We start from the raw sequence: 20,270 nt of genomic DNA on the forward strand, positions 1-20,270 counted from the left end.
ATCGTGTAGGCTACTTATTTTATTTACCAAACATAGCTTAATTAGACAAACTGACAAAGTGGGTATTTCTAATTGACTAGGTTGTGTTAATAAGTCGGATGACTACAGTATTCTGAAGTTGCGGCTATAATGTGCATGGACTTAATGGCGAAAAGCCTACCGAATCAGGCTTTATTTGTAACCCTGTAACTTCAGTCTCAAGGCACAGCGGGACGTTTTGGGAATAATTTTGGTTAATATTTTAGGAATAACTGTATCCTAGAAACTGCATATCTGATGCTTTTTTCATCAGTGTATTGTGGGTTAATTGGAATTTCCTGGTAAGATTTTATAACAATTATAGCTCGATAAAGCTTAGAGTATTTATATTGCTTTTCTTGGATATCAAAACGCATAATATTTTCTAGTGGATGTTCTATAACTTGATTGCCACGAATACTTTTTCGCTCGATAAATACCTTATCGATACTTTTGTAAAAAGTGCAGATAGTTACAGGTGATGTTGCAAAATAAACAGCGATCGCCATAAAAATCAATATAAATAAATTCAAGAAAAATAGATAATCTCGTTGATTCTGCTGCACTAATAAAGAAGTTTGCCCAGAGTTGATAAAATCGTTAATTTTAAAAGCCACTTTTTCATTCTCTTCATAGCTAACATGTGACAGCAAAGCAAATTCTCCAAATGGTGTCACAATCATAACTTGATAAGTTTTCGATCCTTTGCTACCAGTCTTTGTCAGAATGTATGCTTCTTGGAGATCGAACATTTTCAGTTTATTCATGCTTCCCACCAAGTTAAACCGCTTCAATTCACAGTTAATTTGGTTTGGTGAAGGTCGAGTGCAATTGAGACTAACTGAAGCAGAATCAAAAACTAAGCAGTAAATTAAAAAGCTCAAACAGACAGTAAAAATGCACCACCCGCTGAACCAGTGTCTGAGTGGTCGATGCTTTAGCTGCAATCTGGTACGGGTTTCCTCTACAATTTTCATCGGTGCCTGGTATAGAATACTTACCCCCTAAGTAGAGTATTCCCTTCGTAGCCCATTCACTTATCGCCAAGTCTAAGTACTAGGGAAGATTTATGAGGAATCCCTAAAAAATCTTTGACTAGCTGGTAGATAATTGGTGCAGAAAGCTATAGCTAGAAACATGGAAACCAAACAACTAGGAAAAACTGGTATCTTTGTGAGTGCGATCGGTTTGGGTGGTATGCCCATGTCAATTTCTAATCGTCCTCCCGAATCGGAATCAATCCAAGTTATTCATCGTGCTTTGGATCTGGGTATTACATTTATTGACACTGCCGACTCTTACTGCAAAGATGAGTCAGATAAGCACCACAACGAGCGACTAATTCATAAGGCGCTTACTAGTTACAAAGGCGATGTTAGCCAAATAATTGTGGCAACTAAAGGCGGGTTGATGCGTCCCAATGGCAACTGGACAAGCAACGGCAACCCAGAACATTTGCGCCAAACAATTCGAGTCAGTTTTGAGGCGTTGGGTGGTGCTAAACCTATCGATATTTGGCAATACCATTCTCCCGATCCAAAGTACACCATTGAAGAATCCCTTGCACCTGTGAAAGAAGCAGTGGAGGAAGGTTTGATTCGGTTTGTGGGAGTTTCTAACTTTTCCGTTGAACAAATTCAGCGAGCGCGGGATGTGGTAGATATTGTCTCAGTGCAGAATCAATATAGCCCTTGGCAACGACAGCCAGAAAATGATGGCGTGTTGAAGTATTGCGAACAGCAAGGATTGACCTTTTTGCCTTGGAGTCCCTTTGGTGGTAGGCGTCGCCATCAGGACTTGCAAGATATCCCAGCGATCGCTCAGTTAGCTAAAGAAAAAGGCGTGTCTGTGTATAATATTGTTTTGGCGTGGTTGCGTTCCAAGTCGCCCGCTATTTTACCAATTCCTGGTGCTAGCAAGGTTTCCAGCATTGAAGACTCAGCACAAGCTATCAATGTGAAACTATCTGATGATGAAGTGCAAAAAATTGATGGGGCAACCTAATTATTCCACTGGCTAAGGTAGATGTGGTAAAAGTTGCCTGAGATTTCCGTGGCTTGTTTAGCTGCATAAACTATTTTAAATCTTCCACAAAGACGCAAAGACACTAAGAAATTCTTTGCGTTTTTGTGTAGTGTAAAATGTAAAACTTAAAATTCCTAGATTGCCTGCATTAAGCACATAGAGAAAATACATGATTTTAGAAACAGACCGCTTGCTAATGCGTGAGTTTGTAGAGGCAGACTGGCAGGCGGTTTTCGCTTATCAATCCGATCCTTTTTACTTGCGTTACAACTATTGGACACACCGCACGCAGAAGGATGTTTGCGAGTTTGTTCAGATGTTTATCGTTCAGCAAAAAGAGCAACCACGGACAAAATTTCAGTTAGCTATTGTCCTCAAAGAAGAAAATCAGCTTATTGGTAATTGTGGTATCCGTATAAACGACCTGGAAATGCGGGAAGCAAATATCGGCTATGAACTAAACACTAAGTATTGGGGACAAGGTTATGCAACAGAAGCAGCACACGCCATTTTAAAGTTCGGTTTTGAAGAACTGGGAATGCATCGTATCTGGTCTTGGTGTGTTGCAGAGAATATCGCTTCTGTAAGGGTATTAGAAAAAATTGGTATGCTTCGTGAGGGCCATCTACGAGAAAAAGAGTTAATCAAAGGCAGATGGTACGATAATTTTCTTTACGCTATCCTTGAGCACGAGTGGAAAGCCTGGCGGTGTGTCTAGTTCTAGTTGTCACTGCACGCGAACAAATAAAATTGTAAATGTAACCTTCCAAAATATTAGAGGATTTACATCCGTGACATTCAAAGAGTTAGAACAACAACTTCTTGCCCTCAGTCCTAGTGAAAAAGTGCAGGCTATTCAGTTACTTGCTCAAAGTCTCAGTAGTAATTGGCAAGGAATTGAGAAAACCCCTAAAGTCTGTGGTGGGGATGCTCGCATCGCTAAAACTCGTATTCCCGTCTGGGTACTTGTAGAAGCTCGTCGTCTTGGATATAGTGATGCTGACCTTTTGACGAGCTATCCAACCATTACAGCGACAGATTTAGCTTATGCTTGGGGATATGCAGAAGCTCATCCCGATGAAATCGAACTAGCTATTGAACGAAATGAGGTAGCCTAATCAATGGGACGCTTTTACGCGGATGAGCAGTTTCCGCTTCCAGTTGTGGAATTATTACGCACTTTGGGACATGATGTTTTGACTGTTCAGGAAGCAGGAAATGCAGAACTAGGCATACCAGATGACGAAGTGCTGGAATTTGCAACTAGCCAGGAACGCTCGATTTTAACCATTAACAGGGATGATTTTATTCGCTTGCATCGTCGAAATTGCAATCATTTCGGTATTATTGTTTGCACTAACAATCGTAATTGGCAGCAGTTTGCAGCACGAATAAATGAGGCTGTGACAGCAGAAGAATCGTTGCAGGGAAAACTAATTCGTGTGGTACGTCCAGTCACTTTAAAAAATTTTACTGAAACCGCGCAAACTTGAAAAATTATCTGTATTTTCTCGTAGTCTTTTGCAAAAATCCACCCGGATTCCTATAGAACATATTAGCTAATGTGTTCAGGTGGTATTCTACCAGAAGCGATCGCATCCAATTTCTTTGCATCAAGTATCGTAATCTTCCCACCTCGGCTATAGGCAATTACTGACTTGAGACTTTTAATTAACCGCACACATTCTTCGTAAGTAATGCCACTACTGCGAGCCATCCGATAATAAGATAATTTGACTTTTAAACACTCGCCTTGCGAACTAGATTCAGTTCCAGATTCAGCAGCAAAATATTGAATTAATCTGGCAAGGCGAACAATAGCTCTTTCAGAAACTAATCCGTGGACTGTTTCATGCAATTGCTGAATTCGACTGTTAAAAACCATCAGCATTCGTAATGCAATTTCAGGATTTTGTCCAATAGCTTTTAATAAAGCATCTCGCTCTACAGTCAGAATATGACAATCAGATTCAGCAGTCACAGTTGCCGGAGAAATTCCATTTCCTAACAAAGCAGGAGCCGCAAAAATTTCTCCAGCAGCTAGGGCGCGGAGAATCGTCTCTTTCCCCGTTATTGCTGTTTTAGTAACTTGAATTGAACCACTGACAACAGCATAGAGTTTTGCTGGTAAGCGATCGCCCTCATGCAGAATAATTTCTCCTTTGCGATACGGTTGTATCTGAGTGGAAGGTTGCAAATTTACTTTGTCTGCTATTTCTAAACTTGCAAACACAATAATTTGCGAAAGTTGTTCCAGGGATGCCTGCACGATCAGCCCTATATTGCAAAGGCTGGACGATGATGAATCCAAGGGTTAGCCGCTTCTAATTGTGCTGCTAGGCTGATGAGGGTGGCTTCAGCCGCAGGTTTACCAATTAGCTGCACACTCATGGGTAAACCCTTACTATCAAAGCCTACAGGAATTGCGATCGCAGGTTGTCCAGTTGCATTCGCAGGCGGACAAGGGGCAACCCATTGAATAATATTTTGGAATGTCTCTTCTGGACTCAACGAAGCCCATTCCCCAACTAGGATGGGTGAATGTAGATAAACTGGCAATACCAGCACATCCACGGTATCGAAAAACGCCACAATCTGCCGTGCCACTATCTGCATTTGAGAAACTGCTTGCAGGTATTCTGCAACAGTACCTGTGCGTGCAAATAGCCAGCGATTCAATGGTTGCAAGGCTTCAACAGGAAGTCCCGCCGCAGCTACCCCAGCTTGCCAGACGATTTGAAATGGTTCAACTAAAGCACTAAAATCTGGGGATTTCTGTTCAACTTGGTGGCCGAGTTGTTCTAATAACTCAACTGTTTGGCGGACACCTTGCTGACAGTTGGCATCAGCTTCTCCCAAAGGAGAAATGCTAGTGTCAAAAGCAATTCGCAAAGCACCGAGTTTTGTCTTGGTGGCGGCGAGAAATGATGGTTCGGGATCTGGCAACCAGTAAGGATCGCCTGTGACATAGCCAGATATGGTATCCAAAAGGGCAGCAGCATCAGCCACAGTCCGGGCGATCGGGCCGTTGGCAGCAATTCCAGCAAGGCGTTCGCCTACGGGTGCTTTACTCACCCTGCCTCTGGATGGTTTGAGTCCCACCAAACCACAACAAGCCGCAGGCCCCCGAATCGAACCACCGCCATCAGAACCTTGAGCGATCGCACACAATCCCGCTGCCACCGCCGCTGCTGCGCCACCACTGGAACCACCAGGGGTGTATTCTAAATTCCACGGATTTCTAGCTGGGGGAAAACCCGTAGGTTCGCTGTAAGGTAATGAACCTAATTCGGAAGTGGCTGTTTTGCCGAGAATAGTAAATCCAGCTTGCTTAATCCGTGCCACAATCCCATCATCATAGTTAGGGATATTGTTCAGTAATGCCGGATTTCCATAAGTACAGGTAACACCTGCTACAGCATTGAGGTCTTTAATGGAAATTGGCACCCCAAAAAATGGCGGTAGTTCTGAGGTAGTTGTCAATAATTCTGTTTTGGCTTTGGCATCTGCGATCGCTAGTTCTGCCGTCACCGTAAAATAACTTCCTAATTGGGGATTCAACTGCCCAATCCGTTCTAAATATATTTCTACCAACTCTAGCGGTGATACTTCCCGGCGACGGATTAATTGCGCCAACTCTAGTGCTGGGGTAAATGCTAAATCAACTTCATTCATACGTTAGTGAATGGGTAATTTTGTCTTTCTCTGGGATTTTGAAACTGAAATTGTTACTTTAGCAGGATTTCCGGGAACTATATATTTTGTAGCTCCTGAAATTTGTCACTCAACTAGGATGCTTGGATGCAACAGCCGTGGTTACGTTCTTACTCAAGCCATTTTAATTGTTTCGCGTAAACTTTCGACAAATCCCTAAGGGGTATTTATGGCTAACTTAGAAATACTTGTTAGTGAATTGCCAACATTGATTCAGAGTCTAAAACTGACTATTGGCGATTCTAATCAAATCATGGAACAAATTATCCTGATTAATAATGCTCAGGAACAACTACGGAATATTAAAAAATTAATTGTTCATGAATTAAGATTTGATAACATTAGAAGTTCTGCGATCGCCCCGGTGACTATTACTAGTTTGTTTATCCCAAGTATGGGATTAGTAGATGCAGTCTTAGCAGAAAAATTTGGCAATTCAAAAACTAAGTTTTCCTTAACTGATTTACAAACAAAAATTGATTCTTGGATTGAATGGGGATATTTTTTACAGGCAATAGCCGCCGATATTCTTAGTGATGTTAAGTTGGTAAATCAAATAAACATTGATATTAATCATCTCAGCATAACCATGAGTTTTCAGGAAATTACTGAGGGTTTAAAAATTAACTTAGACTTTGGCAAGCCTAATATTTTACAACGTCAAATTCAAATAATTAGCAACTATCAAAAGGAGCTATTAGAGTTACAATTAAAATTAAATTATATTTTTAATACTATTAAAAATAGTCATGGTTTATTAAATATTTTATTAGGTGTGTCTGCTTTCTATGGTAAATCTGGCTTCGCTTTAGAGTGGTTAGATGATGACCACGAATTAATTATATCGAGTGAAGGAAAAGTTCAAGAATTGACAGATATTCTCAATGATTGCGATTATTTTCAAGAAAAAATTACTGCTTTAATTATTCAGGGTGACACTTTAAGGGAACAGGCAGAAGAAGCCGTAAAAAAGATTGGTGAGGAAAGTAGTAAAGAAGTAATTATTAGCCAGCAGGAAGAAATAGTACCAAAGTTCTCGACACAAAAAATAGTACGTTTGGCTTTAGTTATAGCCTCAAGTTTATTAATCTTGGGTTTTGGTGCTTGGAAAATTAAAGAGCAAAGTCTAAGTTTAGCTCAAGAAGGAAGTGCGAATGCTAACTTTAAATCTGCTCAAAAACTCGGTATGGAGGCTGCCTCTCTGGTTCAAAAACCACCACATCCTCTAAAAGTCTGGCAACAAGCACAAAACAAATGGCATCAGGCAATAATCTTGTTAGATAGTATTCCTAATCAAACATCAGTTTCTGACCGAGCAAAAAAGAAATTGGCTTACTATCAGATTAACTATAACGCAATCAATCAAAGAGCCTTAATTGAAAAGAAAGCCGTAGCCAACTTAGAATCAGCCCAAAAACTAGCAATAGAAGCTAATTTATCTGTCCAAAATTCACCTCATCCGCTAATAGTTTGGCAGCAAGCACAAGACAAATGGCAACAGGCAATCAATTTATTACAAGCAATTCCAGACAATACTTCTGTCTCTATACAAGCTAAAGAAAGACTTCCTATTTATAAAACTAACTATGCGGCTATCACTGAAATAATCCAAAACTAATACACGATTCCTGATTTTTCTAAGAAGTCACGAATCTAAGACTTTCGATTTTTGTAAAAAAATAAAGAGGCAAATCGTCCTCTTTTGACGCTTCACCTCTCTTAAAAACAGATAATTACAACTAACAATTACACCTTAGAACGGTCAGTCAAAATCTCATAACCAGTCTCTGTCACCAACACTGTATGCTCAAACTGAGCCGATAAAGAATTATCCACGGTGACTGCTGTCCAACGGTCAGATAATGTCCGGGTGTGTCTAGAACCTGCATTTAAAATTGGCTCAATTGCCAGCGTCATCCCCGCACGGAGTTTAACATTTGGCATCTCACGGGTACGGTAGTTGAATACTGAAGGTTCTTCGTGCAGATTACGACCGACACCGTGTCCAGTGAATTCTTCGACTATACTGAAGCCGTTAGCTTTCACATGGTCTTCAATTGCTCCAGCTAGGTCAAGCAAATAGACACCAGCTTTTACTTGTTCAATGCCTTTATATAAGGCTTCTTCTGCTACGCGAATTAATTTAGCAGCTTCTTCCGTCACTTCACCGACAGCAATTGAAATGCAAGAATCACCGTGAAAGCCTTGGTAATAAGCGCCCGTATCTACTTTTAATACATCCCCCACGCGAATTACTTTCTTCGGACTAGGAATGCCATGCACTGCTTCATTGTTAATGCTGGAGCAAATAGAACCTGGAAAGCCGTGATATCCTTTAAAACTAGGCGTTGCACCCATTTCGCGGATACGTTTTTCTGCATAAGCATCCAAATCAGCAGTGGTCATTCCTGGCTTTACTAGCTCGGAAATTTCTTTTAGGACAGTTGCCACAATTGTCGCTGATTGGCGCATGATTTCAATTTCACGCGGCGATTTAATTTCAATTCCTCGACGTTGTTTTTTCGCAGGTGCTGGCTGAGTCGTTTGAGAAATTAAGTTACTGAAAATGTTCATGGGAAATTAATAATTACTGGTGGCTCTGACGCTGAAGTATCAATGCTTTCTCTAGATTAATTGAGAAATAATATCTATAATTTAAGTTATTTTAATCCCCGATCGGGATTCTTCCAGTTTAGCCGCTAACGTATATACAATAACACATTCGCCTACTCGCGATCGCTTGGGCTGCAATCAAAATCGCCCTAACTTATTTTTCGCTGCACACTATGCGATTTAGCTCAATTATCTTTAATCGAAACATTATACGGCTACCAAATACCGAGTCGAATAATTTTTAATTCTTGATGGCAATTTCTCCAGTCATGCCTGCTTCGGTATGTCCTGGTATTGGACAACGTAAGCCATAAGTGCCAGATTTCAGGGGCACAAATACCCATTCTGCCTCAGCACCCGGCTTGAGTTCTAGTTCGTGAATGGCTCCTTTGATTTCTACTTTGCCTGCTTGGACTTTTTGTGTCCAGATGCCATCGGCAAAATCTTTAGCAGTAAAATAGTGTTTCAGTTGGCTGGGATTGGTAAGCCGGAGTTGATAGCGTTTGCCAGCCTCGAATTCCAAATGATTTGGCTCAAACTTGAGTTCGTTAGCCAAATTACCTAAACTAACTGTAATTTCTGTAGCTGGTTGCTTGAGCAAATCGCCAGACAAATTTGCTGCCATTGCTGGAGTAGCAGCGATGAAATTTAGACCCAAAAGCAACGTTAATATCACGTAGTTTCGTCGTAATATTTGCAGCCAAGCAAGAGTGGGTAAAGTCAGAGATGTAATTACAATTTGATATAAATAGTTATAAATTTTCATCAGTAGTTCTCAAAAGGCAATGTTAGCGAGCAGGAAAAAATAATAGGTATCTGGAAAAAGAACTTTACCTATTCTTTATATTATCCATGCCCAATGCCCATCTCTACCTAATGCTTTTCTCTGCTAACACAGATGGCCCAGCAGTAACGACTACAATTCGATCTGGGTGAAGTAACTCACGAGCCGTTTGATTAACTTGGTCAAGAGTTACTTTCTGGATTTTTTGAGTCAAGGAGTGTAATTCTACTTTATCTAGTCCATACACCTCATTCATCAAAATCCTGTCTGTTAATTCCTCTGGGTTTGCCAGGGAAACATTGTAGTTGCTGATGAGGGTGCGTTTAGCTGTTTCAACTTCCAGTGCAGTGACGCCTTGTTGATGGATTTGCTGGAGTATTTGGCGGGTGCTGGCGATCGCTTTGGTGCTATCTTCAGGACTAGTTTGCATCTCAATCAAAAATGTCCCTGCATTCTTCCCAGCTTGGAAGGAGCTATAAATTCCATAGCTCAAACCTTGGCGATCGCGCACTTCTGCACCCAGTCTACTAGATAAGGTATCGCCTCCCAAAATCTGGTTCAATACTAAGGCTGCGTGAAATCGAGGATCGTAACGGTTAATAGCTGTGTAACCCATATATGTAACAGCTTGGGCTTTATCTGGCAAAACTGGGTTGACACTGACTATTTTCTCCAGCATTGGCACCGGGGGATATTTTAATGTTGGTGCTTGGCCGCTAACTTCCCAGTTACCAAACTTATTTTTAATCAGCGATCGCACTTTGTCTAGATCGAAATCTCCCACCAGCGCTAACACTGTCGTATCTGGACGATAATGTTTAGCTTTGAAGTCAATCACATCCTGGCGCTGAATCTGCTGTAAAGTTTCCTCTGTGGGAAAGGTATGTAAGGGATGTTTTTTCGGGTAAATTGACTGAACAAATATTCTTCTGGCTACTTCTGATGGCTCATCTAATTCCTGTTGCAGTTCAGTTAAAGTTTGTTGGCGATACAATTCCAATTCTTTGACTGGAAAGGTACTATGTTTAACAACATCTGCCAATATCTCAACGAGTATCGGCAAATCCTCTGCTAAACTATCACCTTCGATATGCACACCTTCGCGGTAGGTTTGAAAGTCTAGACTCGCCCCCCGTTCTGCCAAGACTTTAGCAATAGTTAAGACATCCTTGCTTTTGGTGCCATTGAGCAAATTCTCTGCGACAAAAGCAGCTAGTCCAGCTTTATTCTCTGGATCGAATTCCGTCCCAGCTTGAATATAACCGCTCAGGGTAACGGTGGGAGTACTATTATCCGGTAACAGTAATAATCGCAGTCCGTTGGTAAATTTGAATTCCTGTGGTAATACTTGGGCGATGTTTTCGACGGCAAGCAACGCATCTGGAGCCAAATCCACAGGTGGTAAGTATTTCCCCACCTCAGAAGGAAGCACAGGTGCGCCAGGAGAAAAATTCTCTGTAGTTTGGGCTGAATCTGGTTTGTCACCAACCCCTGTTATCCGCTTCTGGGTTGGTTCAAAAAAGCCTACTGTCCTGGCTCCTTTTGTGAGGTATTTATTAATCGCAGCAACAACATCCGTTGGCTTCACCAGACGGACAGCGGCCAAATAGCGGTCTGTGTAGCGATAATCACCAACAGTTGTCTCATCAGTACCCAATCGCATTGCTTGAGAGGTAATATCACGGTTACTCAAAATTACATCTGCTGCTAATTGGGTTTTGGCTCGTTCAACTTCCTCTGATGTCACGCCTTTTTCTGCTACATTGGCGATCGCGCTACTCAATACTGAATCAATTTTTTTCAAATCTTGTTTAGAACCAGCCGTCACCAACACCTCATACCATCCAGATTCTCGCAAACTGGTGACGGATGCTGTTAATTCACTAGCTAAACCTGATTCCACCAAAGCCTGATAAAGTCTAGAATTCCGTCCTTCTGTCAAGATGTAATCCATCACATCCAGCGCAGGCACATCTGGTTGATTTGCATCCGGTAGCGGATACACAACTTGTAACAGCCGCCCTGCCCCCGGTTCTCGCAATATTATGGGGGATGAGGGGGATGAGGAAGAAATAATTCCTGCTCCCTGCTCCCTGCCCCCTGCCCCCTGCCCCCTGCCCCCCTGCCCCCTGCCTAGTTTGCCAAATACCTCTTTAACTATTTCCAGAGTGTTTGCAGTTTGAAAATCACCAGCAATCACTAAAACAGCATTATCGGGACTGTAAAAATTGCGGTAATATTTTTCTACCTGCTCAACTTCAAATTTTTCAACATCAGCTTTCGTGCCACCTACAGGCAACCCATAAGCATGATTGGGAAACACCGCCTGCATGACAGCCCGGTTGAGGCGATATTCTGGACTATTTTCGTAACCCTGCAACTCCGAAATTACTACCCGCTTCTCACTCGCTAGTTGCTCTGGCTCAATCTGGGAATTTTGCATTCTGTCTGCTTCCAGCACCAAGAGCGCTTTCAGCTTGTTTCGTTCTACAGTACCGTAATATGCAGTTTGGTCATAGCTGGTAAAAGCATTGGAATCACTACCTAAAGCACTAAACAAACGTCCAAATTGAATCGGACGATTTTTTGTGCCTTTAAACATCATGTGTTCTAACTGGTGGGCAATGCCATTCACGCCCGGTTCTTCGTTGCGTGAGCCAACCTTATACCACACCTGCACCGTCACTACTGGCGCAGTATGCACTTCCTTTGTCAGCACAGTTAGACCATTCTCCAGCACTGTCTTGCGGACATTTTCTGTCAGTGTTGAGGGCATTATTCTTTTTGTTAGCAAGCTTGACTGATATTTTTCTTTATTAGATGTGGTTGTATGTTGGCTATGAGCAGGTCGATCGCTCAATAAAAAAACCGCTAATAGCCATAAGATTAAAAGTAATAATGGCAAAGGATATTTATAAAATCTGGAAAATCCATACATGTACTTAGCAAGTATCTCTGTAAATTAAATTACATAGTTATTTTGGTGAGCGAACATAGTTTAATCTGGCAAGAAAATCTGTTACCTCGGCAACAATACAGAAAAACAATATATTAGCAATAAAGGTAATAAAAAAGCTAAATTATGGGAGTTTTGCTAAAACTCGAATGAATTCCAAAGGTAAGCCATCGGTATCGGCGATAAAAGCCACTTCGTAAATGCGATCGCCTATTTGCTGTTGTGTCGGTTCTAAAAGTACCTTCAACGGTTGTAATTCTTCGGCTTGACTCTCAGCAGCAATTGCTACACGTTCTTGCAAATTTGTCAACCAGGTAGGTAAATCTGGTGTAATCTCAGTTAAATCAAACGAGAGATGATAATATCCCACATAATGTTCGTCAGCAAACGCATCTGGGGCTGGTTTTGGTTCGGGAATTTGGATCAGTTCAATTCTGCCGCCCAATCCTTCCATCCAGCAAGCTAGGGTGTAGCCTGTAGTAAAGCGCTCCGAAATTGTAAACCCTAAATGTTCGTAGAAAGCGATCGCTCGATGAATATTCGCAGTCCGAATAGAAGCGTGGTGCATATTAGTCCTTAGTCCTTAGTCCTTAGTCATTTGTCCTTTGTTATTCACTAATGACAAATGACTAATGACAAATGACCATTACTCAAACAACCTGAAATAAGGGTAGCGTACAGGGACGCCAGGTTCTTTTTCCAAGTCAAAATTAATCACTTCCCAACAGGGATCTTCTGAGGTATCAGGGCTAAACTCAACGGGTAAGCCGTATAGTCGAGCCGCTGTAGCTTCCGGTTGTCCAGAACGCCAAGGTGTACTGCGTTCTAAGTAGCCACTCATCAATTCTTGATAGCGTCGAGCAATAATCACTCTTGTGGCTCGATAGCCTTGGGTATAGAGCTTGTCTAATGCTTCGTGAATTTCAAACCGAATACCATCGGGATGAGTATGCTGTCTATACCATTCATTATTCCACCTCCGCCAATGACGCCCCGATTGCAAATGGATTAACTCTCCATTTTTAGGATTGGCTTCAAACGCGCCATGACGCGGACATAAATAGGTATCTGTTAGTGTCAGCGCCGGAATAGTCTGGCGACAATGGGGACACTGTATTTCCGGCCCAAACATCGGGTACTGCAAACCTGGATTCATCATGAAGTGCGTACAAACATAATTTTGTCTTCACCAGCACTAGTAGATTGGATCGTACACTTCGGCTCCACCACTTTGGGTTACTTGCTCACTGCTGCATAGACACAGAGTTGCGGCAGGAACATTGTTCACCAGTGTTTTCCTCAGCGTAGAGGCTTGACGCTGTGATATCCTGGTTATGCAACCAGCCTCAAAGGTTGGAGTTTCTCCAGTGTTCCTGGGTACCATATTTATATTCTATCGTGTCTACCGCTTCTTACTGGACATCTGTCGATTTTTCTCAAGCTGCCTTCATCGCAGCCAATGCTGTTGTTATGGGTTCGGTAAATATAGCACCAGGGGTAAGCATTTGGTATGGAGCAGTAGTTAGGGGAGATGTGGAACGCATTGAAATTGGCGAATGCACAAATATTCAGGATGGTGCAATTCTACATAGCGATCCTGGTTTTCCGACAATTTTAGAAGATCGTGTTACCGTTGGGCATCGCGCTGTGGTACATTCCGCCTACATTGAGCGTGGAAGTTTGATTGGCATTGGCGCAGTGATTTTAAACGGGGTACGAGTGGGCGCTGGTAGCATTATCGGTGCTGGTGCAGTTGTAACTAAAAATGTACCGCCTCTGTCCCTAGTTGTCGGTGTTCCTGGCAAAGTGTTACGCCAAGTAACAGAGACTGAAGCCGCAGAACTGATTGAACACGCTAAACGTTACCAAAAGTTAGCTTTAGTTCACGCCAATAAGGGTACTGATATTGGCTTTAGTAAGTCTTAAGGAGTGGGGAAGAAGCAGGGGAGCAGGGAGCAGAGGAGAAGTTGCAGTAAGTTTTTCCCCTCTGCCCCCCGCACCCCGCCCCTCTGCCTCTTTATCAATGCCCAATGACCCATAATTTAAACATTCTTTACATATCTAGTTGGAAAAGTTGCCCACTTCAGCTAAAAATAAAAATGAGAGCAGTTGACAAAACTTTAATTTCTACTTAAGAGAGGGGTTCTAGATATGGATATCGATTACCGTATAGCGATCGTTTTAGCACCAGTTGTCATTGCTGCTAGCTGGGCAGTATTTAATATTGGCGCTGCGGCTTTAAGACAAATTCAAGGCTTTTTGGATAGAGAAGCTTAAATTCGGCTCAATATCATCAATCTTCAACCGACTGTTTCTGTTCACAGAGGCAGTCGGTTTTATTCATAATGATTAATTGAGCATGGGGCATTAAAAGAGGCAGGGAGCAGGGGGCAGAGGGGAAAACTCTTCTCCCCTGCTCCCCTGCTCCCCTGCTCCCCTGCTCCCCTGCTCCCCTGTTCCCCTGCTCCCTACTCCCCATCCCTTGGATATCGATTCTTTAATACAACCCCTGCAACGCTTTGGCGTCCATCTGGGACTCGATCGCATTGTCAACCTATTGGCAAAACTCGGCAATCCCCATCACCAAGTCCGGATAATTCATGTTGCTGGCACCAATGGCAAAGGTTCAGTATGTGCTTATCTTTCCTCAGTACTTACTGAGGCTGGTTATCGGACAGGACGCTACACTTCTCCCCATTTAGTTGATTGGACAGAACGTATTTGTCTGAACGAACAGCCAATTTCCTCAGAGGAATTGAGCCAATTATTAGAACAAGTCCAAGCGGTTATTCGTGCTGATGACGAATCGGCAACTCAGTTTGAAGTAATTACCGCAGCGGCTTGGTTATATTTTGCCCAGCAACAAGTCGATGTAGCAGTGGTAGAAGTTGGGCTAGGAGGGCGCTTAGATGCTACAAATGTCTGTTTGGAACCCCTGGTTACCATCATCACTTCCATCAGCCGAGAACACTGGCAACAACTTGGCCCTACCGTCGCTGATATTGCTAGAGAAAAAGCAGGTATTCTCAAACCTGGATGTGCCGTTGTGGTTGGCGTATTACCACCGGATGCAGAAGAAGTTGTGCGATCGCGTGCCTTAGAATTACAATGCCCGATTTTTACGCCTCAACCCGCCCGTCAAATCGCTACAGGATGGGCAGAATATCAAAGTATTCAAAATTCTAATTTAATTAAATATCCGTTACCGTTAGCGGGACAGATTCAATTAACTAATTCAGCTTTGGCAATAGCAGCTTTAGAAATTCTCCAACAACAGGGTTGGCAGATTTCAGAAGAAGCCATAACTAACGGTATGGCAAAAACTAAATGGCCGGGGCGGATGCAATGGGTTACTTGGAACAACCATAAATTATTACTTGATGGCGCTCATAATACCGCCGCCGCCCAAGTTCTGCGCCAGTATGTTGATAGCTTAGACAAAGTTAAGCATGAGCCAGTCAATTGGGTTATGGGAATGTTTTCCGATAAGGATCATGCTGATATTTTTGCCGCCTTATTGCGGCCAGGCGATCGCCTTTTTTTAGTACCAATACCAGTAGAATCTTGGCCTGGTAGAACCTCCGCTGACCTAGACTACTTATCAAACCTAGCTTACAGCCTCTGTCCCGAATTAAGCTATCGCCAAATATATCCAGATTTATTCACAGCATTAGAAGCCGCAACCTCAACAGCTGCCACAGACGATTTAATCGTTTTGTGTGGTTCCCTTTATTTAGTAGGCGATTTCTTAGCAACCACCAATCTAAATCGTAATTCGTAATTATGATTTACGTTAGCGTAGCGGTAGCGAGTCCGCGATAGCGAAGCGTTAGCGACGCAGGAGCGTCGCGTCATTACGAATTACCAATTTACCTTTGATTCCACTCTTGCGCCGCATCTTCTACAGCTTTATCTACAGTCTTCTCGCCTAACATTGCTGCTTGCAAGTTCTCATAAACTGCCTTTTGTAGTTTGTTAAAGTCCTTCAAAGTAGGAGTTAATATTTCTGCTTGTGGTAGTTCTTTAGCACTCATAACTCGCGCTTTTTCTATCGTTGAAGCATTAGCTGGAACATCTTTAAAATAACTATCAGACAATGCTTTGATTGTAGAAGGTAGAACATTTGCAGCTTTTGCAAAGGCTAACTGATTTTCGTTATTGGTGACAAATAAAGCAAATTTCACAGCGCCGTCTGGTTGTTTGCTATCGCGGGGAATAACTATATTCATCACCGCGACATTTTTCTTACCTGTGTCACCAGTGAGTTGAGGTGCTATTCCCGAAGCTTGAGCGATTTTTGGGGCATTATTAGCGATCGTTTTCAGGAACTCTGGGCCAGAAGCTAGAAATGCAGTCTCTCCAGATTGGTATAAATCGATCGCGTGGCGATGTCCTTGGGTCAAAGCCTCTTTAGGAAGCAATCCTTTTTTATACAAGTCTACCCAATACTGAAACGCTGCCTTACCTTGTGCCGAATTAAACGCCGCTTTCCCCTGAGCATCTACTAGGGTAACTCCCATTTGCACGAAAGATTCCAGCACTTCACCAGAATCTTGTGGTACGAAAGTCACAAAAAACGCATATTTGCCAGTCTTATCTTTAATTTGTTGGGCTGCTTGTGCCAATTCTGCGTAGGTCGCAGGTGATTTATTGATACCTGCCTGTTTTAATAAATCAGTGTTATAAATGGTTAACCGTGTGGTGAGATACCAGGGAATCCCAAAACTCTTGCCATTAAGCGTGCTTGCTTTCCATATATTCGGTAGATAGGAGGAACGTACATCGTTTGGGACTTTCGTGTCTAAATCTAACCAGGCATTTCGTCCGGCAAGTTGGGAAGCAAAACCCGGATTGAGGTTAACTACATCAGGTGGCGTTTTTGCTGAGACAGCTGTTAAAATTTTGTTCTCCATCGCCGCCCAAGGGATATCAACCCAGTTAATCTTTATACCTGGATTTTGCGATTCAAAACTCGCAATTAGGCTTTTGAAGTAGTCGGTAAATTGAGGTTGGAGTTGCATTGTCCAAAACTCAACAGTTGCCGCTCCTGAAGTAGCCTGTTTTGTAGTTGTACCAACATTACCTGTGCTGCAACTTACAATCCAACTAGTTAATAAGCCAAGTAATGTAAAAGCAATAAGTTGTTTAAATTTTCGCAATTGAATCATTTTCCCAGTATTTTTACGCTTGCTCAGTGTGAAAAGCTTAGACAGAATTGTCGAGATTATAGGCTAAATAAATTACCTAGCACCAAGTCCGTTTCTTAGTATCATTTAAATTTCCAATTTAGCAGTCCAGCGGGCACACCTGTGGTAAAAAGCTTCAATAGTCTGTTTGGCAAATCAAAAAAAGGGGTCGGCATTGAACTTGCTCCCGAACGGGTAAATGTAGTTCAACTACGCAAGCAGGGTCAAGGCTTGAAATTAGAAACCTTTACATCGGTACCAGTTCCAGAAGGCATAGTTACCGATGGTCAAATCACCGACTCTCCAGCAATGGCGCAGTTAATCCAGCAGGCGCTAGCTGAGAGCAAAATCAAAACTTCTCGTGTTGCTACTGGTGTACCAGGGCGAGATTCTATCGTTCGGATAATACCTGTGCCAGCAGAGTTAGATGACAAAGAACTGCGAGAAATGGTTCTGAACCATGAAGCAGGTTTGTATTTACCCTATGCTCGTGAAGAGGCTGATGTAGATTATCAGAAACTTGGGTATTTTGTAGATGAAGATGGCATTGAAAAAGTACACGTACTCCTAGTTGCCACCCGCAAAGACATAACGGATACCTATATAAGTACATTCGAGCAGGCAGGATTACAAATTGATGTTTTAGAAATTAACAGTTTTGCTCTGATTCGGACTATTCGCGAACAACTGCGACAATTTGGTCCGCAAGAAGCAGCAGTACTCGTTGATATAGAGTTCGACAGTACAGAAATCGCCATCATCGTTAACGGAGTGCCGCAATTTTCGCGCACAGTCCCAATCGGGACTTATCAAATGCAAACTGCCTTAGCAAGGGCAATGAGCTTACCCACATCACGAGATATGGATCTGTTATACGGAATGGTCATTACCCCAACTCCCATAGACGGTGGCAAAACCGGCGTCACGGAACTCAATCCTGGTATGGCAGCCATATTGAGGGTATTGGGAGAACTAACTGACGAACTACGCCGTTCCATCGATTTTTACCTCAATCAAAGTGAAAATTTGGAGGTAGCGCAGATTATATTAGCTGGCCCAGGAGGTGGACTCCAACAGCTAGATGAATTTTTTACCCAACGATTGAGCTTGCCAACTACCCAAATAGATCCAATCGGGGCTTTGTCTTTGGAAGTTGACACTGATAAATATCCACAGGTGCAACGCTCTGGCTTGGCGGTCGTACTCGGTCTAGGAATGCGGGAGGTGTAACAAAATGTACAGCCTAGATGTTAACTTTCTTAAAGACCGCCCAGCATACCAGAAAAAGCCTGAGAAAAAGGGAGGAATATCCCTAAAGCTGCCTACAGGGAATATGACACCAGTGTATGTAGGAGTTGCAATAGGTGTAGGTATTCCAGTTTTATTGGGAGTTGGTTGGTGGATTTTGCAAGGGAAGATTGTTGAATTAGAAGGGAAAGTAGCACAACTAGACCAAGAAAGCAAGCGATTAGATACAGAAATAGGAAATCTTAACAAAATCAAAACCGAGACGAACGCAATTAAAGGGGAAACCCAAGCTTTAGTCACTGTATTTGACCAGATTCGTCCTTGGTCAGCAATGCTGCAAGATTTGCGCGATCGCACCCCAGTGGCAGTGCAAATCGATAACATCAAGCAAACGCCACCCATTGTGGCAGCGGCAGGTCAACCACCAAGCAATCCCGCCGGCGGATTAGAAATTAACGGATTGGCCCGTTCTTTTAACGATGTCAATGATTTCTTATTGATTTTACAACAGTCTCGGTTCTTGAAGTCCTCAGAAAGCAGAATTCTGACGGCAACGTTAGTAGATGCTCCCTTAGCACCTGGTGTGGGTCAACCTACTGCTGGTGTAATAATTAAGCCACCCCAAGTAGTGAGATACACTATTCAATCGAGCATGAGCGATGTACCAGCTTCGGAATTAATCCGGGAGTTGGAAAAAAAAGGCACAGTGGGGTTAGTGACTCGAATTCGTAATATGCAACAAACAGGAGTCATTCCAAAATGACGCTGAGTGATGATTTAAATTTTGCCGAGCATGGTGGGGAATTCGATCAAGAAACGCCAGCCTCCCCCGTGATATTTGGTATTGCCTTTACACCACAAATCATTGGTATTTTAGTGGGGGTAATTGGTTTAGCGGGAGCAGGTTACATATTTTTAAACCTGCTGATGCCAGCTTGGGAAAGCTATCAGCAGCAGCAAGCAAAAACCTCTGAACTGCAAGCACAAATTGAGCAAAAAAAAGCCAATATCAAACAGATTGATAAAGTTAAAGCCGATCTAGCGCAGGCAAAGCAGCAAAAAGTTCAGGTTTTAGGTTTATTTGCTAACGAAAAAACCTTAGATACATTGCTGTTGGATGTGAACCGCTTGGTTGAGTCTGGCAATACTCCAACTTCTATGAATGTAGTGAGAGCCAAATTAAAGAAATTTGTGCCAGTTTCCCAAAAACCAGAACCAGTCACCGATGGAAGTCTAGGACTACAGGTTGACGGCAAGCTGCAACGCAGCATTATCAATGCGGAAATTACAGGAACTTATGAGCAAACACAATCGATAATGCGTAACATTGAGCGTTTACAGCCTTTGTTAATAGTTAAAGATTATCAAGCAACTTTGGCTCCTGTAGAGTCAAGATCCTCATTAGATAAAACGCCGATACAGGTAGGGCCAGCAGCGATTAATACATCATTCCAATTACAGGTATTGATGCCACTTAGTCCAGAAGCAATAGCAGCCGCAGCAGCTAAAGCTGCCGCGAAAAAGTAATAGTAAAGAGTCCTAAGTAGGGGTGCACAGTTGTCATACGTGTCAACTTAGAGCCAGGGCAATCGAATTCACAGCTATACAAACTAAGTCCGTCTACAAGGGCTAACGAAAAACTCAGGGTTTTCAACCCGCGAAGGCGTGTTTTGCTTGTGTAGACGAGCCAGCACTGTGCGTATTTTCCTCCATTGAGATGACTCGT

The 20,270-nt window shown here is 42.6% G+C and carries 21 protein-coding genes; 11 read left to right on the top strand and 10 right to left on the bottom strand.

What is annotated here, in order from left to right:
- Positions 1-233: 233 nt before the first annotated feature.
- Positions 234-995, bottom strand: a complete 762-nt coding sequence (locus V7L01_RS26820; protein WP_335040214.1) for a hypothetical protein — start codon at positions 993-995, stop codon at positions 234-236.
- 160 nt (positions 996-1,155) lie between these two features.
- Between V7L01_RS26820 and V7L01_RS26825 the strand changes: the two genes are divergently transcribed.
- The 4 genes from V7L01_RS26825 (at position 1,156) to V7L01_RS26840 (ending at position 3,536) form a co-directional block, all read left to right on the top strand.
- On the top strand, positions 1,156-2,022 hold the full coding sequence (locus V7L01_RS26825) for an aldo/keto reductase (protein WP_335040216.1): 867 nt from the start codon (positions 1,156-1,158) through the stop codon (positions 2,020-2,022).
- A 217-nt stretch (positions 2,023-2,239) separates the two neighbouring features.
- Positions 2,240-2,761, top strand: coding sequence for a GNAT family N-acetyltransferase (locus V7L01_RS26830; protein WP_335040218.1), 522 nt, complete (start codon positions 2,240-2,242; stop codon positions 2,759-2,761).
- A gap of 73 nt (positions 2,762-2,834) precedes the next feature.
- Positions 2,835-3,161, top strand: a complete 327-nt coding sequence (locus V7L01_RS26835) for a DUF433 domain-containing protein (protein WP_335040220.1) — start codon at positions 2,835-2,837, stop codon at positions 3,159-3,161.
- Between the two features lie 3 nt (positions 3,162-3,164).
- A complete protein-coding gene (locus V7L01_RS26840) occupies positions 3,165-3,536 on the top strand; it encodes a DUF5615 family PIN-like protein (RefSeq protein WP_335040222.1) in 372 nt (123 codons plus the stop codon).
- 62 nt (positions 3,537-3,598) lie between these two features.
- On the opposite strand, the gene V7L01_RS26845 is transcribed toward V7L01_RS26840, so the two are convergent.
- Together V7L01_RS26845 and V7L01_RS26850 are read right to left on the bottom strand one after the other, a co-directional pair.
- Positions 3,599-4,312: a Crp/Fnr family transcriptional regulator gene (locus V7L01_RS26845; RefSeq protein ID WP_335040224.1), complete on the bottom strand. Its 714-nt coding sequence runs from the start codon at positions 4,310-4,312 to the stop codon at positions 3,599-3,601.
- 8 nt (positions 4,313-4,320) lie between these two features.
- Positions 4,321-5,718, bottom strand: coding sequence for an amidase (locus V7L01_RS26850; RefSeq protein ID WP_335040227.1), 1,398 nt, complete (start codon positions 5,716-5,718; stop codon positions 4,321-4,323).
- 403 nt (positions 5,719-6,121) lie between these two features.
- Here V7L01_RS26850 and V7L01_RS26855 point away from each other — a divergent pair, with 403 nt between their 5' ends.
- The gene (locus V7L01_RS26855) at positions 6,122-7,375 is read left to right on the top strand and encodes a hypothetical protein (protein WP_335040229.1); all 1,254 of its coding nucleotides are present in this window, start codon (positions 6,122-6,124) and stop codon (positions 7,373-7,375) included.
- Between the two features lie 128 nt (positions 7,376-7,503).
- On the opposite strand, the gene map is transcribed toward V7L01_RS26855, so the two are convergent.
- From map to V7L01_RS26885, 6 genes are all read right to left on the bottom strand, one after another.
- Complete coding sequence (map, locus tag V7L01_RS26860) at positions 7,504-8,331, bottom strand: type I methionyl aminopeptidase (protein WP_335040232.1); 828 nt, start codon at positions 8,329-8,331, stop codon at positions 7,504-7,506.
- A gap of 280 nt (positions 8,332-8,611) precedes the next feature.
- Positions 8,612-9,136, bottom strand: a complete 525-nt coding sequence (locus V7L01_RS26865) for a cupredoxin domain-containing protein (protein ID WP_335040234.1) — start codon at positions 9,134-9,136, stop codon at positions 8,612-8,614.
- Positions 9,137-9,239: 103 nt separating this feature from the next.
- Complete coding sequence (locus V7L01_RS26870) at positions 9,240-12,092, bottom strand: M16 family metallopeptidase (protein WP_335040236.1); 2,853 nt, start codon at positions 12,090-12,092, stop codon at positions 9,240-9,242.
- Positions 12,093-12,234: 142 nt separating this feature from the next.
- Positions 12,235-12,678, bottom strand: a complete 444-nt coding sequence (locus V7L01_RS26875; protein WP_335040238.1) for a VOC family protein — start codon at positions 12,676-12,678, stop codon at positions 12,235-12,237.
- Positions 12,679-12,756: 78 nt separating this feature from the next.
- The gene (locus V7L01_RS26880; protein ID WP_428850620.1) at positions 12,757-13,266 is read right to left on the bottom strand and encodes a TIGR02652 family protein; all 510 of its coding nucleotides are present in this window, start codon (positions 13,264-13,266) and stop codon (positions 12,757-12,759) included.
- Between the two features lie 39 nt (positions 13,267-13,305).
- A complete protein-coding gene (locus V7L01_RS26885) occupies positions 13,306-13,494 on the bottom strand; it encodes a hypothetical protein (RefSeq protein WP_335040240.1) in 189 nt (62 codons plus the stop codon).
- Between the two features lie 14 nt (positions 13,495-13,508).
- On the opposite strand from V7L01_RS26885, the gene V7L01_RS26890 reads away from it, so the two are divergent.
- The 3 genes from V7L01_RS26890 to V7L01_RS26900 all read left to right on the top strand — a co-directional run bounded on the left by V7L01_RS26890 (position 13,509) and on the right by V7L01_RS26900 (position 15,891).
- Complete coding sequence (locus V7L01_RS26890) at positions 13,509-14,036, top strand: gamma carbonic anhydrase family protein (protein WP_335040242.1); 528 nt, start codon at positions 13,509-13,511, stop codon at positions 14,034-14,036.
- A gap of 225 nt (positions 14,037-14,261) precedes the next feature.
- Positions 14,262-14,387, top strand: coding sequence for a photosystem II protein Y (locus V7L01_RS26895; RefSeq protein WP_012411301.1), 126 nt, complete (start codon positions 14,262-14,264; stop codon positions 14,385-14,387).
- A 205-nt stretch (positions 14,388-14,592) separates the two neighbouring features.
- Positions 14,593-15,891 carry a bifunctional folylpolyglutamate synthase/dihydrofolate synthase gene (locus V7L01_RS26900; RefSeq protein ID WP_335040244.1) on the top strand — a complete coding sequence of 433 codons (1,299 nt, stop codon included), beginning with the start codon at positions 14,593-14,595 and terminating at the stop codon, positions 15,889-15,891.
- A gap of 88 nt (positions 15,892-15,979) precedes the next feature.
- Here the strand turns inward: V7L01_RS26900 and V7L01_RS26905 are convergent, their stop codons facing one another.
- A complete protein-coding gene (locus tag V7L01_RS26905; RefSeq protein ID WP_335040246.1) occupies positions 15,980-17,278 on the bottom strand; it encodes an ABC transporter substrate-binding protein in 1,299 nt (432 codons plus the stop codon).
- Between the two features lie 141 nt (positions 17,279-17,419).
- On the opposite strand from V7L01_RS26905, the gene pilM reads away from it, so the two are divergent.
- The 3 genes from pilM to V7L01_RS26920 are packed head-to-tail and all read left to right on the top strand — an operon-like array spanning position 17,420 to position 20,071.
- A complete protein-coding gene (pilM, locus tag V7L01_RS26910; protein WP_335040249.1) occupies positions 17,420-18,526 on the top strand; it encodes a type IV pilus biogenesis protein PilM in 1,107 nt (368 codons plus the stop codon).
- A gap of 4 nt (positions 18,527-18,530) precedes the next feature.
- Complete coding sequence (locus V7L01_RS26915) at positions 18,531-19,307, top strand: PilN domain-containing protein (RefSeq protein ID WP_335040252.1); 777 nt, start codon at positions 18,531-18,533, stop codon at positions 19,305-19,307.
- Complete coding sequence (locus V7L01_RS26920; protein WP_335040254.1) at positions 19,304-20,071, top strand: pilus assembly protein PilO; 768 nt, start codon at positions 19,304-19,306, stop codon at positions 20,069-20,071. Before V7L01_RS26915 ends, V7L01_RS26920 begins: the two co-directional genes overlap by 4 nt.
- The last annotated feature ends 199 nt before the right edge of the window (positions 20,072-20,270 follow it).

It is taken from the genome of Nostoc sp. (genome assembly GCF_036917095.1).
Taxonomy (GTDB): domain Bacteria; phylum Cyanobacteriota; class Cyanobacteriia; order Cyanobacteriales; family Nostocaceae; genus Nostoc.

Excerpts from the sequence above, each read along its gene's own strand:
- V7L01_RS26820 (WP_335040214.1), bottom strand. The coding sequence starts at position 995 with ATGAAAATTGTAGAGGAAACCCGTACCAGATTGCAGCTAAAGCATCGA.
- V7L01_RS26825 (WP_335040216.1), top strand. The coding sequence starts at position 1,156 with ATGGAAACCAAACAACTAGGAAAAACTGGTATCTTTGTGAGTGCGATC.
- V7L01_RS26830 (WP_335040218.1), top strand. The coding sequence starts at position 2,240 with ATGCGTGAGTTTGTAGAGGCAGACTGGCAGGCGGTTTTCGCTTATCAA.
- V7L01_RS26840 (WP_335040222.1), top strand. The coding sequence starts at position 3,165 with ATGGGACGCTTTTACGCGGATGAGCAGTTTCCGCTTCCAGTTGTGGAA.
- V7L01_RS26850 (WP_335040227.1), bottom strand. The coding sequence starts at position 5,718 with ATGAATGAAGTTGATTTAGCATTTACCCCAGCACTAGAGTTGGCGCAA.
- map (WP_335040232.1), bottom strand. The coding sequence starts at position 8,331 with ATGAACATTTTCAGTAACTTAATTTCTCAAACGACTCAGCCAGCACCT.
- V7L01_RS26865 (WP_335040234.1), bottom strand. The coding sequence starts at position 9,136 with ATGAAAATTTATAACTATTTATATCAAATTGTAATTACATCTCTGACT.
- V7L01_RS26870 (WP_335040236.1), bottom strand. The coding sequence starts at position 12,092 with ATGTATGGATTTTCCAGATTTTATAAATATCCTTTGCCATTATTACTT.
- V7L01_RS26875 (WP_335040238.1), bottom strand. The coding sequence starts at position 12,678 with ATGCACCACGCTTCTATTCGGACTGCGAATATTCATCGAGCGATCGCT.
- V7L01_RS26880 (WP_428850620.1), bottom strand. The coding sequence starts at position 13,266 with ATGAATCCAGGTTTGCAGTACCCGATGTTTGGGCCGGAAATACAGTGT.
- V7L01_RS26885 (WP_335040240.1), bottom strand. The coding sequence starts at position 13,494 with ATGGTACCCAGGAACACTGGAGAAACTCCAACCTTTGAGGCTGGTTGC.
- V7L01_RS26895 (WP_012411301.1), top strand. The coding sequence starts at position 14,262 with ATGGATATCGATTACCGTATAGCGATCGTTTTAGCACCAGTTGTCATT.
- V7L01_RS26905 (WP_335040246.1), bottom strand. The coding sequence starts at position 17,278 with ATGATTCAATTGCGAAAATTTAAACAACTTATTGCTTTTACATTACTT.
- V7L01_RS26915 (WP_335040252.1), top strand. The coding sequence starts at position 18,531 with ATGTACAGCCTAGATGTTAACTTTCTTAAAGACCGCCCAGCATACCAG.
- V7L01_RS26920 (WP_335040254.1), top strand. The coding sequence starts at position 19,304 with ATGACGCTGAGTGATGATTTAAATTTTGCCGAGCATGGTGGGGAATTC.